Below are 15,791 nucleotides of genomic sequence, written 5' to 3' on the forward strand. Positions count from 1 at the left end.
TGTTTACAAATATATATAACGATTTATCAGAGAGCCTTTTCTGCGCGATATCAAATACAGCAGCTTTTGCTGGCAAAAAGCCGCATGAAATTAAAGCCAGAAAGTTCTGCCAACGCCCTTTTCCGCTTCATCTTCCTCCCGTCTCTTTTTGCTGTTGGGCTTGTTTAAGCTGCATTGGGCACTTTGCTGACTGTTTTACTTATTTCTCAAAAAGTATGTTGTAACTACAAAGTCCTTTGCTTATCGCGACGTCTGCTTGTTCTGCTGTTCAGATCTGCCAGCAGACGCTGCTTCAGCGATCTCCCCGCTGAAACAGCCGCGCCACCAGCTCGCGACAATAGTCAGACGTGGGTTCGCGATCTTCAAACAAAATGTGATAGATCACCGGCGCTACGACGACGTCCATCGCCTCGTCAACGGAGAACCCCGTTTCGCCGCGCTTTATCGCGCGCTTTTGCAGTGTTTCCAGGTGCTGATAAGTAAAGCCGCAGCATTTCACAGTCGCGCTGCTGCCGCCGCTGCCGATAATATCAACGAGCATCTGCCGCCCGACTTTCGACGACATCTCTTCGGCATACTGCTGGATAAACGCCTCCATGTCGCCCTGCATATCGCCTCTGTCTTCGGGTTCGCTGACCGGACGCATATGCGCAACGGCGACGTCGGCCAGCAGCTGCGACAGGTCGCCCCAGCGGCGATAAATCGTAGATGGCGTGACGCCTGACGACTCTGCCACCATCGGTACCGTAAGCTCGTTGCGATCATATGTTTTCAGCAGCGTATTGACCGCCTTGTGCACTTCTTCCTGAATACGCGCGCTGCGTCCACCCTGCCTGATCATCTCCCTGGCCATCTTTTTCCTCTCAGCAAAGACTAAAAACGACAGAAATTGTTTAATGCAAAGATATTGCGTTAACGCAAAAAAGCAAGTATATCTCACTTAAAGCTAATATTTTGCTTTAAGGTGATTATCATGACTTCCGCTTCGCCAGCACTGCCCGCAGCCGACGCTGCACGTATTACGCTTTACAGCTTTGTCTGCGCTACGCTTATCTCCGCGACCAGCAGCGCGCCGACGCCGCTCTACCCGCTCTATCATGCCCTCTACCATCTGTCGCCGGTCACCATTACGCTGATTTTCGCCAGCTATGCATTTAGCCTGCTTATCGCCTTGCTGACGTTTGGCCGCCTTTCCGACTTTACCGGTCGGCGCGTGATGATCCTGGCGGCGCTCTTGTGCAATGCCCTGGCGCTGGCGCTGTTTATGCTGGCGGACTCGGCAGGAATGCTGATTGCCGCGCGCATTATTCAGGGCGTAGCGACCGGTATCGCGCTGCCGACCTTTGGCGCGACGATCCTCGACGGCGATAAGGTGCGCGGCCCGCTGCTGAATTCCATTACGGCCTTTCTCGGCATGCTGGCAGGGACAATGACAGGCGCGCTTCTGGTGACCTTCGCCCCTTACCCTACCGTTTCGGTGTACGCTCTGCTGTTTATGCTGATGCTGCTGGCGCTGGCGTTGCTGCCCCTGATGCCCGAAACCGTATCGCCTGTACCGGGCGCGTTACGCGCTTTGAAGCCGAACGTGGCCATTCCGCCGCGCGCGCTTGGGCCGCTACTGCGGCTGGCGCCGGTAAATGTGGCGACCTGGGCACTGGGCGGATTTTATTTGTCGCTGATGCCGACGCTGGTCATCCTCACTACCGGGCTGACTTCGCCGTTCGTCGGCGGCTCCGTGGTGGCGACCTTGATGCTCAGCGCCACGGCATCGGTATTTATCTTCCGCCGCTGGCCGCCGCAGCGCGCGTTGTTTATCGGCACGCTCGCCCTGATAGCGGGCATTAGCCTGACCTTGATCGGCATTAATCATCATCTGACGACGCTGCTGTTTTTTGGCACGGCTGTAGCCGGTCACGGATTCGGTTCAGTATTTTCGACCATTATAAAAATCGTGATGCCGCTGGCGGAGAGCCATGAGCGCGCCGGGCTGTTCGCCGCTTTTCTGGTAAAGAGCTATCTGGCCTTTGCGCTGCCGGCGCTGCTGGCCGGTTTCGCGGTTCCGCTACTGGGCCTTGTCGCCACGGCTAATTACTACTGCTGGGGGATTATTTTGATGGCTGCGGTGTCATTGCTGGCGGGACGGTCTGCGGTGCGCCTGAAGGCGGAGAGAGGATAAAAAAATGGCCGGTTCAACCGGCCATTTTCTTTAGTTTGTCGCTTTATTTTTCAGGCCTTCAGCGCCCTGCTTGGTTTTATCCCAGGCTTTTTCGCTGCCCTGCTTGGTGCTGTGCCAGGCTTTCTGCGAACCTTCGCTGATTTTGCTGGTGGTCGCGTCGCTTTTACCTTCGGCAGCATGTTCCGCCTTCAGCTTTTGCTCGGAACCGGTGTCCTGCACTTTATGCAGTTTTTCTTTCGCCGTATCTGCGCCTTTATGCGCTTCAGCCACGGTGTCATCGGTAGCATGTGTAGTCGCCGCAAAAACCGGAGCAGCCAGCATCAGAGCAGAAAGTGCAATAATCGTCTTTTTCATGATTCCCTCACTAAAATTATCAAGTCCAGTTTCAGTATAGACAAATAATACAGTCGCACAGCAAAAGGCATGTAATTTGCCATGGATTCAGCATATTCCTGGATTTTTATCTGGCCTGATGCGCTGACTCAGCGATGCCAGAGAGGAAGAGAGGCAGCGGCGGGCATCCCTCGCTACACTTCATCCAGTCTTTACTTATAAGGAATAGCAATGTTCTCTTTTTCCCCTACCGTCGAACTCACCGTCATCGCGCTGGCGCCGGGCTTTCGCGCGATCAGTATTCTCGTTGAGGCGAGCGAGGTGCAGCACCCACAGGTTGCGCGTGATGCGCTTAACGACGCCTGCCACGCTGTCGTCGCCCAGGATGTGCCTTACGCTGAGGCGCATATTGCCGCCTGGCGCGAGGCCTTCAAAGCGTTCGGCGCAAAACCCGCCCGGACGCCGAGTTCGGTTGAAGCCTTACGTAAACGCGTTGTCCGCGATGGCTCACTGCCCGCCATCGATCCGGTCGTCGATCTCTATAACGCCATCAGTATTAAATACGCCTTGCCGATTGGCGGCGAGAATGCCGCAGCCTATGTCGGCGACGCACGTCTGGTGCGCGCCGACGGCAGTGAGCGGTTTGATACCCTGAACGCAGGCGAACCCTGCGAAGAGACGCCAGAGCCGGGCGAGGTGATCTGGCGCGACGATCTCGGCGTTACCTGTCGGCGCTGGAACTGGTGCCAGGGCGTGCGTACCCGCCTGGACGCCAGCGCGCAACACATGTGGTTTATTCTGGAGAGCCTGCCGGAAATGCCGATGGATGCGTTGCATCAGGCCAGTGACGAGCTTATCGCGGGTCTGCAGGCGATGATGCCCGGCTGCCGTGTTGAAAAACAGCTGCTGGGTGCGGGCTTTAGCTAAGTCCAGGTTATCAATCAAAAAGCCTCTGTTGGGTAAGCGGGGCTTTTTCTTTTTTGATGCTCCGTCATGCTCCCGCCGTGGTGGCTGAGGGCGGCTCGCCCAGAACCAGGCGGATGAAATCCGCTATATCTTCTGCGGCAGTGCAGTGTTTTTCCGGGCTGGGGTTAACGATCAGGGTTTCCGCATAGCCGTTGAGGAGGGCTCCCAGCTGGCGGGTCACCCGGTTTATGTCTGCGGGCCGAAAGGCCTCTTTTTCTACGCCTTCATCAATGATCCCGGCGACCAGCGTCATCCATCGACTGATATTGGCCTCCGCCAGATCGGCATACGCCTGATTGTTGGCCGCCATGCGCCAGAGGGAGTCATAAAGCTGCCATTCAGCTAAGGGCGCGCTGGGAAGGTAGTAGCCCACCAGCGCGGTGAGTTTTTCCCATGGCGAAAGACCTGCCATTTTTACCGCAATCTCATCAAGCTCGCTTTCCATAAAGCGCGCCAGCGCGGCGAGGCAGAGTGATTGCCAGTCGCTAAAGTAATGGTAAATATGGCTGCGGGATATGCCCAGATAGCCGGTCAGTTCACGCGTGGTGACTTTTTCTATCCCTTTTTCGATGAACAACGCCACTGCGCCATCCAGTATGCGTGCTTTTAGCTCCTCTGCGTTTTTCTTCACCTACTCCCCCTTTGACTTTGAGCAACCGCTCAAATAGACTGCGGCAACATTATTGAGCAGTTGCTCAATATTTTTCTTACGTTGAAAATACACTATGCAACCCCTGAATTTAAATGAAAAAGCGGACATAAAGCCAGGCGCAGCCACTACCCTGAAACTGCTGGGGCAGCGTCACCGCAGGAAACTGGCCGTGACGCTGATGCTGGTGGTCGGCGAAAATCTTATCTATCTGCTTTATCCGCTGCTGGCGGGCTTTGCCGTGAACGCCATCCTGGCAGGTAAAGCGATACATGCCGTACTTTACGCCGCGCTGGTTTTTGTTATGTGGTTGACCGGCGCCGCCCGGCGAAGCGTGGACACGCGCACCTTTGCGCGCATCTATGCCGAGCTGGCGGTATCTGTTGTGCTGGCGCAGCGTCGGGAAAATCAGCCGCCTTCTACCGTTGCCGCCCGCGTCACGCTCTCGCGGGAGTTTGTCGACTTTTTTGAAAAGCACCTGCCGGTGCTGATCACCACAGTAGCATCGATCACCGGCGCGACGGTGATGCTGTTGTTTATCGAGTTCTGGTCCGGCATCGCCTGCCTGGGGATCCTGGCGTTTTTTAGCCTTTTCCTGCGGCGCTTTACCAGCACCAATGAACGGCTTTTCCTGCGGCTGAATAACCGTCTGGAAAAAGAGGTCAGTATGGTCAGCAGCGCAGCGGCATCTCCTCTGGTGCGCCACTACCGCGTGCTGGCCAGGCTGCGCATCGCCTTGTCGGACCGCGAGGCGCTCGGCTATCTCTCTATCGGCGCGGTGGCCGCCCTGCTTTTCGGCTCGACCATTCTGATGATGACAATGCGGGAAAGTCATGATGCCGGGCACGTCTATTCGGTCATGACTTACATGTGGATGTTTGCCATGAGCCTGGATGACGGGCCCCAGCTGCTGGAGAAATACTCTCAGCTCAGGGATATCGGCAAGCGAGTAAAAACCGGCAAGGTTTAAACCGAACCGGGCAATTCCAGTCTGGCGGCGAAAAGGCCTTGTCGCGTCAGCGCGGGGGCCAGAGGCAGCCCCGCGTTTGCGCGTGCCTTTTCCTGAACCCACGATTTTATGTGACTCATCTTACATTTATTGCGCTCTCCACTGGCAACGCAGCCGCTTACGCCCGCACAATGGAATATATAATCCCTAATGAATATATATTCACACGTGGGTTGCTGCGGCAATCCGACCACGCTTCTGTCTGCATCCTGAACGGAGAATATCGGCAATGAGTCACTATAATTATCCGAAGTTTGGCGCTGGCCTGTGGCATTTCGCGAATTACATCGATCGTTACGCGGTTGACGGCTACGGCCCGGCGCTCAGCACGCTGGACCAGATCAAGCTGGCCGCCGAAGTTGAAGATCTCTCTTATGTTGACGTCCCCTATCCTTTTACGCCTGGCGTCTCGGTTGACGAGGTGAAGCAGGCGCTGCAGGAGGCGGGGCTGAAAGCGATTGGCGTCACGCCGGAAATCTATCTGCGCAAATTCTCACGCGGTGCCTTTACCCACCCAGATGCGGCGGTACGCGCCGACGCGCTGGCGCTGATGAACGAAGCGGCCGACGTGGTGCGCGAACTGGGCGCGAACTACGTTAAAGTCTGGCCCGGTCAGGACGGCTGGGATTACCCTTTCCAGGTCGATCATAAAAATCTCTGGAAGCTGGCGGTTGACGGCATGCGCGAACTGGCCGGGGCGAATCCGGATGTGAAGTTCGCCATTGAATACAAGCCGCGTGAGCCGCGTGTAAAAATGACCTGGGATTCAGCGGCGAAATCGCTGCTGGGTATTGAAGAGATCGGTCTGGACAACGTAGGGATCCTGCTCGACTTCGGCCACGCGCTGTTTGCCGGGGAGTCACCGGCCGGTTCTGCGCAGCTGATTATCGATCGCGGCCGCCTGTTCGGTATGGATGTGAACGATAACCTGCGCGGCTGGGATGACGATCTGGTGGTCGGCACCGTGCATATGACCGAAATTTTCGAATTCTTCTACGTGCTGAAGTGCAATAACTGGGATGGCGTGTGGCAACTCGACCAGTTCCCGTTCCGCGAAGATCATGTTGAAGCCGCCAACCTCTCTATCCGCTTTCTCAAGCACATCTATCGCGCGCTCGATAAACTGGATATGCCCGCGCTGCAGGCGGCGCAGCGGGAGCAGAATCCGCTCAAGGCGCAGCGCATTATTCAAAATGCGCTGCTGACCTCTATCGAAGAGTAAGCCGTTACGCCGCGGCGCGCAGCGCGTCGCGGCATCAGCTTTATAGCCAGCCCGACTTGCGCAGCCGTAGCCAGAGCAGGAAGCAGCCGACAATGGTTCCGCCTAGCGCTATCGGATAGCCCAGCGGCGAGTTCAGCTCCGGCATATCTTTAAAGTTCATGCCATACATGCTGAAAATCACCGTAGGGATCACCAGTATCGCACCCCATCCCGCCAGCTTTTTCGTGACCTCGTTCTGCTGTACCGCCACCATCGCCAGGTTAACGTGCATGGCGCTGGTGAGCATTTCACGCATGTCCTCCGCGTCGGTCACCACATGACGCGCATGATCCTGCACGTCGCGCAGGTAGGCGCGCAATTCTTTCGGTACGATATCTTCATGCAGGCGAACCAGCTGCTGGCAAATCTCTTCCAGCGGCTGCGCCGCATTGCGCAGGCTTAACAGTTCGCGACGCAGACGATAGACCTTTTTCACCGCGAGATTATCGAATTCGGATCGGAACAGCGCCGCCTCCATCTCATTAATTTTGTCGCCGAGCGAGGCGGTATATTCGCCATAGCGATCGACAATAAAATCGAGAATACAGTAGAGCGGATAGCCTGGGCCGTGATCGAGCAAGTCGCTGTTTTGCGCCACGCGCTCGCGGATCGGGGAATAGCTGTCGGAGGCGCCGTGACGCAGCGTTATCAGGAAATTTTTACCGATAAAGATATGCGTTTCACCAAAGTGAAGATGTTCGTTTTCCGAACTGACGGTCTTCACCACGATAAACATCGACTCGCCATACTGTTCGATTTTAGGCCGCTGGTGCGCGCATAACGCATCCTCTACCGCTAAGTCATGCAGTCCGAACTCGCGCTGAATTTTATACATAAATTCCGCTTCGGGCTGATAGAGCCCCATCCAGATAAAGGCATCTGGATCGCTGATAACGTCACTGATTTTTTCTACATCTAATTCCTGCCCGGTCTGGCCTGGGCGATATACCATGCAATTTACAATCATGATCCCTTCGCTACACGGTTGTCTGAAGTAGTAAGAGCATAACCGCTTTTATTGCATTCAAATGAAGAGGTTTGTAACAGAATGCCCGCCGAACAGCGTCCGGCGGGCAACAGGCAAGATAAGGCGCTTAACCGCGGGGATCGGTAGCCGGAACGTTCTGCACCCGGGCCGGTTTCAGACCGAACAGCAACGCCATCAGCGGCAGCTGTTTAATGATCAAATAGAGCACGGCGCTGCAGATCAGGCCAAGCAGCGTGACCACCGCGACATAGGTCACCGGCAGCGCATCCGGCAGGTAGCCGTCCAGCAGCCAGGCGAAGGTGATCACCAGCGGGTAGTGCATGATATATATCACCAGGGCGGAATCCACTACACCCCTCACCAGACGGCTCTCTTTCATGCGCAGCTTCTCAAAGGTGAATACCACCCAGTAAGAGAAGATGACCGAGAAAAGACTGGCGCACAGCACCGGCAGGTATTTCAGGCTGCTGGTGATGTTGTAGTGGTAGATGGCATAGAACACCAGCCAGCAGGCCACGCCCAGCGCCAGCACCACTTTGGTGTTGACCAGAAAATTACGCGCCTGACGAGGGATCTGATCGCTGTTGAGATAGAGCGCATAGCCCGCCGCGTAGAACACCATAAAGCGCGCGGTAACCGGAATTAAGTTGACCCATTCGCCAAAGTCTTTAACAAAGAACTTCACCACAAAGAACATGTTCGCCGCGACAACCAGCGCCGCCACCAGCAGCGGGAAAGGCAGGCGTCGCATCAACGCCGCCGCGCGCTGATAGAGGCTCACCGGAATCAAAAACGACATCGCCGTAAGGGACACCAGGAACCAGAGATGGTGCAGCGAGGTATAGGCACCCAGCGCGCCCTGTGTCGTTAAGGGTTCGCCGTCGATTAAGGCGTTAATGAGATACATCAGTCCGGGAATAAACAGGAAAGCGGAGATCAGCGGCACGACGACGCGCATCTTGCGGTTACTGTAAAAGAAGTCGGTGCCTTTACGCAGGATGACCATCGCCGAGAACATCCCCGACAGGAAGAAAAAGGCTTCCATACGAAAGGTATGCACAAATTCGATTAGCGCGGTAAAACCGTCCGCCTCATTTTTCCCGGAAACATAGTACCAGTTATTTCCACCAGGAAGACTTCGCGCGGCATGATATAAAACCCCTTCCAGAATTAACAGCGCGCGCAGGAAATCCAGGCCGATATTCCGGCTTGAGAGAAACGCTTTATTTTCCACGTTATACCCTTCTCAAAAAGTCGTCAGAACGCAGCCCCTCTCGCGTCGCATTTAAACAACGAAACGTGAAAGAGAAATAATCCTGACCTGATGAAGTGAGCCACGCAAAAATCGGAATATCCCTGAATGGCCGGTGTTGGCAAAGCGTATCATTACTTAACGTTAAAAATCATTCTGCTGACCGGACATTAGGAATATGCCTGGAGGTAACCAGACTAATTAGGAAAAACGCCAGTTAAAAATAGCCTGATCAAATAAATCCCCATAAAAATAAAACCGCGATTAAGCTATAAAATACAATAAGTTAATTTTATATCACCCTTTCTGGCCTTTGCGGTGTGCGCTGACGCTGGCCTTACTTCCCCAAACGAGGCGACAGATAAGACCAGACAAAATAAGAAATAGCGCTTACGAATGAGGATTTGCTTAATTTATCCAGCGAAAATGAGACCCGAGATCGGCTCATCTTGATTAACCCTGAAAAGAGAGCCCGTAAAAAAACAAAGCATTGATATAATTTTGCCGCTAACCATCGGCAGTTTTAGGGTTGTTGGCTGCTAATTAAATTTGTTACCTTGATGAAAGTCACACTTTATTCGTGATATTCCATTCAGACAACGCGCTGAGAACGATATGCTGCAAAAACAATTCCATTTGAAAATGGCGCTATATATTGCGCTGATGATGAAAGTTTCATCCCCGGCGGTCGCGCAAACTACCTCGCCCGGCACTTTTATTATTGAAGCCTGGGGAGGATCGAGCACGAAAGGGGTACTGGCAGTGCGGGAAGAGGGTCGGCTGCGCAATATCGTCAGCGAGCACAATGAAATTGCCGTACTGAATCAGCTTTTACAGGCGAAGTACGGCAGCGGCGTACGCGTCCTTAATCGCGGCGCGCCCTCAGCGCAGGCGATCGAGCTGCTGAATGGCCGCTATAAATATGAGCATAACCCGCCGTGGCAGGAGGCGATGAAACGCTCAAACGCCCGTTTAATCCTGCTCAATTTCGCCACCAACGACGCACGGCATTACCACTTCCACGATATAGAGAAGCCCTATCAGGTGAGTCCGCAACGCTACAGCGAAGTGATGACAGCCTTGATCGACAGCGCCAGAGCGAACGGCAAAGCCGTGGTGCTACAGGAGCCGCATCCGCTGTGCGGCAAAGCGGAAAAATGGGATGTCGCGCCTTATGCCGCGCGGCTCGACGCCGTCGCCCGCGCGGAAAAGGTGCCGCTGGTCAGTCAGTACCAGCGTATTCAACAGATGCCAGCGTGGCGCGCGATGATGTCGCCCGACTGTATTCACCCTTCCGAACAGCTCTACCGCATTAAGGCGCTGGAAACGTTTAAGGTGATCGAACAACACTTCGGCGCGCAGCTCTCGCAGCTTAACGCCGCCTCCTAAAACAGCGAGGCGCCGCCACAGATCACCATCTCCTGGCCGGTAATCGCGGCAGCCTGCGGCGAGAGGATAAAAGCCGTCAGCGCAGCCACTTCCTGCGGCTGGATAAGCCGACCAATCGGCGGCATGACCGGCTTTGACGCCTCGCGTCCCGGCTGCGAGAGCATCGGCGTTTCCGTCGCGCCCGGCGCGACTACATTTACCGTAATGCCGCGCGGCGCCAGCTCGATCGCCCAGCTGCGCGCCATACCGACCATGGCAGCTTTGGTCGCGACGTACTGTGAGCGACTGGCCGCTCCGCGCGAGGTGCGGCTGCCAATCAGTACAATACGGCCGCCCTCACCCATTACAGGCGCAAAGCGGCTGGCAAGGATTTCCGCCGCGCGGACGTGCAGCGACCAGAGGCGCGAGCTGACGCCGAGATTAATCTCGCCTACCGGCGCGGCGGCCATCATACCGGCGGCATGCACCAGCGCATCCGGTGCGGGCAGATCGGCAAGAGTACGGATAAGCGCAGGCTCATCCGTCATATCCACCTGAACGCTGCGGAAACAGGCGTTATTGCGCGACACCCGGCTACGGCTCAGTCCCGTCACCTGCCATCCCTGGTCGAGCAGTAACGTGACGATCGCCTCGCCAATGCCGGAGCTGGCTCCGGTCACAATCGCATGCGGCATCTACACCTCCAGAAGCGAACGTGGAATTTTAAACACCGCCTTGCGCACCCTTTCCGACCTCGGCGCCGCGCACAGCGCCTGATGCGGCTCGCCGGGCAGAAACACCGCAAAGTCTCCCGTGCTTAAGCGCATCGAGACCGGCAACGCCTGCACGCTGGCGATAAACAGATCCGCTTTACGCTCTTCATCCTCCGGCTGCGCCAGGCTCTGCTGACTGGCGTTAATGATTTCACTGCCGTCCAGCACCAGCTGGATATCGGCCCACTGGCGGTGATATTCAGTATGGCGCTGCGCGGCTGGTTCGGTTTGCGCCGGACCGATATGGCAAAACCACTCTGCATCCTCCGGCTGAAAACGGCCATCTTCGCGCTGCCGCAGCGCCGCGAGTCTGCAATCCTCGCGTTCAAGAATGGCGCGCAGCGCAGCAGGCAGGCCCGCCATTGCTAACGCCTGCACATTACCGATAATCATGACGTCTCCTTAACCCAGTCTGGCGAAAGGCGCACATATTTGATCGCCTGCCGATACCAGGTGTAGGCGATATGCAGATCGCCGTCTGCGCTCTGCTTGATGCTGGGGTAAGAAAACTCGCGATTGAGTTTCTGCTGTGAATTGTTCGTCATGCAGTAGCCATCGCCTTCGTCGAGGTTGCGCTGCCACGGCCAGCTTTTGCCGCCGTCCGGTGAGATCGCCACCGTCATCGGCGCGCGCGGTGCTCCCCAGAATGCGCTGCGCCCTTCGCGCGCTTCCGGCTCTTTTCGGCTGTCGTCGCCGTCATCAATTTCGTCATAGAGCGAGGCGCGCCGCTCCGTCGCGCCCGCCGCGCTCATATTGTTAAACACCAGCGCCAGCGTGCCGTCCTGCAAGGTGGTGGCCTGGAGGGAAGAGTTGTTATTGGGCAACGAGGTGGGCTCCGGCTGCGACCAGCTTTCACCGCCGTCCTCTGAGTGGCTGTAGTAAATATGATCTGCCCAGCGGCTGCGATAGAGTGCCAGCAGCGTACCGCCCGGCAGCGGGGTGATATTCATATGCACGCAGCCGAGACTTTCAGGCACCTCGACGTCGCGCCAGCTTTTGCCGTTGTCGCTGGAGATTTTCACGGCGCTGATATCATCATTGCCGACCCACTTCTCACCCGGCCGGGTACGGCAGTAGAACACCGGCAGGAGCCAGTTACCGTTCTCCAGCACGGTGATCGGCTGGCGGATAAAGGTGCCGGGCTGGTCGAGCAGCGTGTCAATCGCTCCCCAGGTTACGCCCATGTTGCGCGACTGGCGAAAGCGCACGATAGCCGTATCCTGATTGCCAGAGACCTGTGCCGTCCAGAGCAGCCACAGCACCTTGTCCGGCGCAAGAAACAGCACCGGGTTTTGTTCCGATCGTGCCGGGTCGTCAGAGAGCTTCACCGCCTCGCTCCAGCGATCGGCGCCGGGCGTCAGCCGCGAGCTGTAGACAGAGATATCCGCCACGCCTTCCTGGGTGCCGCCAAACCAGACGCACATCAGCGAGCCGTCCGGCAGCGGGAAGATATTGGCCGCATGGTTTTGCGGACAGGGTGACGGCAGCATCGCCGTGATGACGCGTGCGTCCTGTTCGGCCGGGCGCAGCACGCCATCGCGGTTAACGGTTACAGACATATCAGACTCCCCTCTGTTCAACTCTCTGATGCGATTTATGTTCTTGTCGGTTTGGGATCAGGTGATCGATCGCCATAATGATGGCCGGCGTGACCAGCGCGATATACATATTATTGATGCCGAACGGATCGCCCAGCAGATACCAGACTGACGTCGCCACGCAGGCGCCAATCAGACCGGCGTTAGCGCCGCGGGCGCTTTTGAAGAACGGCGCGTAGAAGGCGATCACCGCCACCACCGAGATCGACAGGCGAATTGCGCGGGTAAAGAATGAGAGCTTCAGCACTTCAGGCACCAGCAGCACAAAAATCAGCGGCAGAAAGCCAATGATCAACGACAGCCAGCGCGTCGCCCTGAACTCCTGCTCCGGCGTCGGTTTACGGTACGGCACGTAGAAATCCTTTACCACCAGCGAGGCGATGGCCAGCGCGACGGTGCTGACGCTGACGAAGATCGACGCCACCAGTGACGTTGTCACCATTCCCGCCATCCAGGGATTCATATCCTGCAGGAAAATCGGCATGGCGTAGAGGCTGTTGATCTCCGGGTGCAGATATTTCGCCGCCACGCCGATAACCGCAATCGCCAGACCGATCGGCAGACAGAAGAAGAAGGCGACCCAGGTGGCGCGCTTCGCCGAACGCACATCCTTTGTCGAGGAGATCGCCTGAATGACAAACTGGGTGCAGAAGATGGAGCCGATAGTGCCGATGAGCCAGGCGACGATGGTGCTGGCGCCGATATGGCCATCCCACGTCCAGTAGTAGCTGGGCATCTGTTCAATCATCGGCGTAAAGCCGCCTGTCTTATAAAGCGCGAAGCTCATTATGGCGATAATGCCCAGATACTTCAGCCCGCTGTGCAACATGGTGACCCATGCCAGCCCTTTCATGCCGCCGAAGCTGAAATAGAAGGTGCTGACGATGGCGGTAATAAAGGCTGCTACCGGAAGATTAACCTTCAGGATGGTCGCGATCGCCGCCGCGCCGCTGACATAATTGCCTACGTTCACCAGCAGCAGTGCATAGATCATGATCACCGAAATGATGTTTTTAGTGGTGTTGCCATACTTTTCCGCTATCGCGCCGGAAATAGTAATTTTGCCTGTGCTGTAGATGCGTTTGACCAGCAGGAAACCAAACAGAGGAAAGCCGATCGCCGCGCCGATAACCGACCAGGAGGCGGCAAAACCATCTTCAAACGCAGCCTGCGCGGTACCGACGGTCGATTTGGCGCCGATATATTCCGACATCAGCAGGATGCCAACGACCAGCGCCGGCATGGCGCGCGATCCTTCCATAAAATCGCCGCTGCTTTTGCTGCGCAGCCGCCAGGTCAGCCAGGTGGTGAACAGGATATAAGCCGCCACGATGCCGACAATGATCAGGGTGTCTTCAGCGTTAAACGTATTCATCTGAGCCTCTCTTGAGGACGAGCGAAACCGTGGAGGTATTAACCCCCGTCTGTGTTCTGATGAGTGATGCCCCGTGCTGGCGAGCTAGCGCCCCGCCACGATCAAACCTGAAATGCAGAGGCGCGCGTCGTAGGGTTTACAGCGGCGCGATGGCGCAGCCTCAGGTTCTGAGCAGCGAATGCTGCCGTTTTGATTTGCCACGTTGGTCTCCTGTAGGGAAGCAGATTGATTAAATTTAATCAGCGCACTTTCTTGGCGAAGGCGTCACGTGAGAATTTATAGGATAACGGGCGAAGGAATAAATTGATCGTGCTCACATATGCTCAATTATGATTGCATATAATCAACAAGAGAGAGATAAAGCTGCGGCATGCGGTCATGCAGGCGGGAGAGCGATAACGAAGGGAGAAATTGAGCGAAATGGCGAGGCCGGTCAGCCTGTGACCGGCCCGGAGGCGCGCTTAGCCTTCGGCAGGCGGCGTCCATTCGGTAAAGGTGGGTTTATCGCTTTTTACTTCATAGGCGACATGTTTCACTTCGCCCTTCGCGGTCGTAACTTCGACCGGATTGATGGTCACGCGTCCCAGACCAAACAGAGTGGCTACGTAGCCGCCGATTTTATGTTTACCCGGCGTCAAAAAGAGATCTTTACTCTGCCCGCCGTTCAGCGTACCGGCGTCTTTACCGTCCACGGTCACATACACCGATGAGCCGTCATCCGTACGCGTCATGACATGGGAAACGCTGACCTGTGCGGGGCCTGCGGTAAACGAGGGATCGTCCTGGTAAGAGTGTTTTTTCGCGCATCCGCTGAGTGCGACAACGGCGAAAAGGGCTATCGGGGAAAAACGTGCAATCATTATATTTGTCTGACCTCTGCTGCGACCAAGGCGTTATTTTAGCGCTACGTCACACTTTCTCCCAGCAGACAATGCGTCGGCATGTTCCGAATTCGCCTGTTTCGCTGCTTTTTACGCCAGCCGCCGCACGCTTTGTTCAGCGAGACGGCGGCTGGCGATTTCAGCCTGAAACTGGCGGCAAAGCGGCGAGTATCCGCTCCGCTTCATCAGCGCGCAGCGGGTAATCATAAAAGCGCTGATAAAAAGCCCGGGTGGCGGCGACAATATCGAGCTGGCTGAAGAGCTGCGGATGCAGCTGCTTTGCCGCCCACAGGATCTGCAACGCCACCTCCGTTCCATAGCGATCCCAGGGGAAAACGCCTGACGGATTTTGCAGCACGCGATGCTGCTGCACCGCCTTCACGCCCCTGAACAGCGCGGCATACTGAGAATCTTCCAGCCTGCCCGCTCCCGCGCCGATAATAATGACGTCAGGATCCCAGGCGATAATCTGCTCTGGCGAGACCTCTTTCATATTGCCTTTCACCTGCGCCGCCGCGTTTCTTCCTCCGGCGAGCCGGATCCAGGTATCAATCAGCGTCTGGCTGCCGTCAATCTTCAGCGGATGCAGCGACTGAATATGCAGCACGCGGGGTCGCTGTGCCTCTGTCAGCAATGCGGTTTTGGTGCTGACGGCGGCGATTTGCGCATCCAGATAGCGGTTATAGCGCTGCGCCCGACGCTGCGCCTCCGGCGTGCCGACGACCTGGGCGGTCGTCAGCAGGGAGCGCTTCATCGAATCGACGTCGTCAAACTGCATGCTGAAGGTCGGAATGGCAGCCTGACGATAGCCGATCGCATCAGGATCCTGCGCGGGAACGAAGATCGCATCGACGTGGTGCGCCACTAACGCCTCGCTGGAAAAGGTTTTGCCGTGCGCCTGAAGCGCCTGCCCCAGTGACGGCTGCACCTTAAACATCCACGGCCGGTCTGCCGGATGGTTGACGGTGGCGACGATAAGATCGCCCGCGCCCAGCGTCATCAACAGCGAGTGGTGCGCATACCAGGCATCGGCGATGCGATGCGCCGGATGCGGCAATTCGATCTTTTGCCCGAGATCGTCGGTAAGCGTGGCGGCAGGCGCCACGCCCGCCCACAGCGCCAGCGCCAGGGCGCTCCCTATTAATGTCTTCATCGCTCCGGC

Annotated in this window: 16 protein-coding genes; 5 read left to right on the forward strand and 11 right to left on the reverse strand. The window is 56.4% G+C overall.

What is annotated here, in order from left to right:
* Positions 1–292: 292 nt before the first annotated feature.
* Positions 293–853, reverse strand: a complete 561-nt coding sequence (locus D7S44_RS15605) for a TetR/AcrR family transcriptional regulator (protein WP_120456390.1) — start codon at positions 851–853, stop codon at positions 293–295.
* 120 nt (positions 854–973) lie between these two features.
* On the opposite strand from D7S44_RS15605, the gene D7S44_RS15610 reads away from it, so the two are divergent.
* Positions 974–2,176: an MFS transporter gene (locus D7S44_RS15610; RefSeq protein WP_120456392.1), complete on the forward strand. Its 1,203-nt coding sequence runs from the start codon at positions 974–976 to the stop codon at positions 2,174–2,176.
* A 30-nt stretch (positions 2,177–2,206) separates the two neighbouring features.
* On the opposite strand, the gene D7S44_RS15615 is transcribed toward D7S44_RS15610, so the two are convergent.
* Positions 2,207–2,530: a hypothetical protein gene (locus tag D7S44_RS15615; protein ID WP_120456394.1), complete on the reverse strand. Its 324-nt coding sequence runs from the start codon at positions 2,528–2,530 to the stop codon at positions 2,207–2,209.
* Between the two features lie 210 nt (positions 2,531–2,740).
* On the opposite strand from D7S44_RS15615, the gene D7S44_RS15620 reads away from it, so the two are divergent.
* On the forward strand, positions 2,741–3,436 hold the full coding sequence (locus D7S44_RS15620) for a B3/B4 domain-containing protein (protein WP_120456396.1): 696 nt from the start codon (positions 2,741–2,743) through the stop codon (positions 3,434–3,436).
* 64 nt (positions 3,437–3,500) lie between these two features.
* Here the strand turns inward: D7S44_RS15620 and D7S44_RS15625 are convergent, their stop codons facing one another.
* Complete coding sequence (locus D7S44_RS15625) at positions 3,501–4,106, reverse strand: TetR/AcrR family transcriptional regulator (protein ID WP_120456398.1); 606 nt, start codon at positions 4,104–4,106, stop codon at positions 3,501–3,503.
* 94 nt (positions 4,107–4,200) lie between these two features.
* Here D7S44_RS15625 and D7S44_RS15630 point away from each other — a divergent pair, with 94 nt between their 5' ends.
* Together D7S44_RS15630 and D7S44_RS15635 are read left to right on the forward strand one after the other, a co-directional pair.
* A complete protein-coding gene (locus tag D7S44_RS15630) occupies positions 4,201–5,094 on the forward strand; it encodes an ABC transporter six-transmembrane domain-containing protein (RefSeq protein WP_120456400.1) in 894 nt (297 codons plus the stop codon).
* 268 nt (positions 5,095–5,362) lie between these two features.
* Entirely contained in the window at positions 5,363–6,355 is a 993-nt protein-coding gene (locus tag D7S44_RS15635) for a sugar phosphate isomerase/epimerase family protein (protein ID WP_120456402.1), read from the forward strand.
* 40 nt (positions 6,356–6,395) lie between these two features.
* Here D7S44_RS15635 and corA read toward each other — a convergent pair whose 3' ends face one another.
* Both corA and D7S44_RS15645 read right to left on the reverse strand, forming a co-directional pair.
* Complete coding sequence (gene corA / locus D7S44_RS15640; RefSeq protein WP_120456404.1) at positions 6,396–7,361, reverse strand: magnesium/cobalt transporter CorA; 966 nt, start codon at positions 7,359–7,361, stop codon at positions 6,396–6,398.
* Positions 7,362–7,488: 127 nt separating this feature from the next.
* Positions 7,489–8,616 carry an acyltransferase family protein gene (locus D7S44_RS15645; RefSeq protein WP_120456405.1) on the reverse strand — a complete coding sequence of 376 codons (1,128 nt, stop codon included), beginning with the start codon at positions 8,614–8,616 and terminating at the stop codon, positions 7,489–7,491.
* 633 nt (positions 8,617–9,249) lie between these two features.
* Between D7S44_RS15645 and D7S44_RS15650 the strand changes: the two genes are divergently transcribed.
* A complete protein-coding gene (locus D7S44_RS15650) occupies positions 9,250–10,023 on the forward strand; it encodes an SGNH/GDSL hydrolase family protein (protein ID WP_240629469.1) in 774 nt (257 codons plus the stop codon).
* Here the strand turns inward: D7S44_RS15650 and D7S44_RS15655 are convergent.
* The 6 genes from D7S44_RS15655 to D7S44_RS15680 form a co-directional block, all read right to left on the reverse strand.
* A complete protein-coding gene (locus tag D7S44_RS15655; RefSeq protein ID WP_120456407.1) occupies positions 10,020–10,697 on the reverse strand; it encodes an SDR family NAD(P)-dependent oxidoreductase in 678 nt (225 codons plus the stop codon). The genes D7S44_RS15650 and D7S44_RS15655 overlap by 4 nt on opposite strands.
* Positions 10,698–11,168 (reverse strand): NanQ anomerase/TabA/YiaL family protein, encoded by a 471-nt coding sequence (locus D7S44_RS15660; RefSeq protein ID WP_120456409.1) that lies wholly within the window; start codon positions 11,166–11,168, stop codon positions 10,698–10,700. It lies immediately after the preceding gene.
* Positions 11,165–12,334: a sialidase family protein gene (locus D7S44_RS15665; RefSeq protein WP_120456411.1), complete on the reverse strand. Its 1,170-nt coding sequence runs from the start codon at positions 12,332–12,334 to the stop codon at positions 11,165–11,167. The genes D7S44_RS15660 and D7S44_RS15665 overlap by 4 nt, the downstream gene beginning before the upstream one ends.
* 1 nt (position 12,335) lies before the next feature.
* Positions 12,336–13,748 carry a sodium:solute symporter family protein gene (locus tag D7S44_RS15670; protein ID WP_120456412.1) on the reverse strand — a complete coding sequence of 471 codons (1,413 nt, stop codon included), beginning with the start codon at positions 13,746–13,748 and terminating at the stop codon, positions 12,336–12,338.
* Between the two features lie 461 nt (positions 13,749–14,209).
* Positions 14,210–14,608 carry a hypothetical protein gene (locus tag D7S44_RS15675; protein WP_120456414.1) on the reverse strand — a complete coding sequence of 133 codons (399 nt, stop codon included), beginning with the start codon at positions 14,606–14,608 and terminating at the stop codon, positions 14,210–14,212.
* Positions 14,609–14,768: 160 nt separating this feature from the next.
* Positions 14,769–15,782 carry an ABC transporter substrate-binding protein gene (locus D7S44_RS15680; RefSeq protein ID WP_120456415.1) on the reverse strand — a complete coding sequence of 338 codons (1,014 nt, stop codon included), beginning with the start codon at positions 15,780–15,782 and terminating at the stop codon, positions 14,769–14,771.
* Between the last annotated feature and the right edge of the window lie 9 nt (positions 15,783–15,791).

Source organism: Pantoea piersonii (assembly GCF_003612015.1).
Lineage (GTDB): Bacteria > Pseudomonadota > Gammaproteobacteria > Enterobacterales > Enterobacteriaceae > Pantoea > Pantoea piersonii.